Genomic DNA, 1,332 nt, shown 5'->3' with positions numbered 1-1,332 from the left:
GCTCAGGAGCAATAACTGAGTAAAACAGTGGATCAATTTTGATTGATCGGATTTAGATAAAAAGTGGATCAGTTTTCGGTGATCGTTGACAGCGGGTCATCAGCGTATGTTATTGCCGGGGCAACACCTCAACTGGACACCACGTGGCGAACTACAAAAGGTGACACCAGTGACACGAGAAGATGCCACGGATGACAATGAATACTACCGTTATGCGGCGGATAGCCAGCGGATCCTCAAGATAAACCGGCAAGTGATGGGCAACAGTGTGCGGGGTCAACGTGTGCAGTATCTACCGGGATTAGAGTTGCGCAGCACGGCAAACGATGATGTAACCAGCGAGATTTTTCAGGTTATCACTATTGGTGAAGCTGGACGGGCGCAGGTGCAGTTATTACACTGGGAAATAGGCGAGCCGCCGGCCATTAATGGGAACAATCAACTTCGTTACAGTTATGACAATCTTATCGGCAGCAGTTGTATGGAAGTTGATGGTGATGGTTTTATTATCAGCTTGGAAGAGTATTATCCATACGGTGGCACAGCGATATGGACGGCACGCAGTCAGATTGAGGCGGATTATAAAACCATCCGCTATTCGGGCAAGGAGCGGGATGCAACTGGGCTGTATTACTATGGTTACCGTTACTACCAGCCTTGGGTGGGGCGCTGGTTGAGTGCGGATCCGGCAGGGGCAGTGGATGGGTTAAATCTATTTTGGATGGTGCGAAATAATCCGATAACTCTTATGGATGCTGATGGGCTTATATCGATTGCTGACAGGATAAAACAATTGGAATTGGCAAGCCAGAGCAATGGGGAAATGCAATCACAACCTATCGCATCCAAAAGATTGTCTATACCTGGCCAATTTTCATCAAGAAGAAATATAATGCCGTTATCAGAGGTGGTTCCCATTTCCCCAAAACCGGTTAAATTGGTGTCTACAGGTTCAGATATCAATCCTTCATCAACAGCAGTAAGTTTACCTCTTCCGGTTCCGGCTAAGCCAATTAAGCCAAAAAAATTTCTAGTATTGCCAGGTACAGAGAACGCATCACCAACCGTTTTATCTGAGTCTTCCTCGACAGATTTAATAGCAAGCTCAAGATCTATTAATGAAACAGAAGCACAAACGAATGGAACATTTTTTTATCGTGGAGATGATCGTTCACCTGAAGTGATCAAAAGTGCGGGCGGTTTCTTCCCTCGATCGCCAGATCCTGCATCTGTTATCAAAAAACGCTTCATAGAAATCTTTAGTTGTAATGGTCAACAAATTCTGTAGAAGATCTAAGCGGCATTTTTTAGTTCATGATATTTTTGATGTGG

The 1,332-nt window shown here is 44.9% G+C and carries 1 pseudogene; it reads left to right on the top strand.

What is annotated here, in order from left to right:
• Positions 1–94: 94 nt before the first annotated feature.
• Positions 95–796 (top strand): annotated as a pseudogene (locus tag G468_RS25010) (RHS repeat-associated core domain-containing protein); the annotation flags it as partial.
• Between the last annotated feature and the right edge of the window lie 536 nt (positions 797–1,332).

It is taken from the genome of Arsenophonus nasoniae DSM 15247 (genome assembly GCF_000429565.1).
In the GTDB taxonomy this organism is placed as follows: domain Bacteria; phylum Pseudomonadota; class Gammaproteobacteria; order Enterobacterales; family Enterobacteriaceae; genus Arsenophonus; species Arsenophonus nasoniae.
Note: the sequence above shows the minus strand (reverse complement) of the source record. Positions and strands in the feature narration are given on the sequence as shown.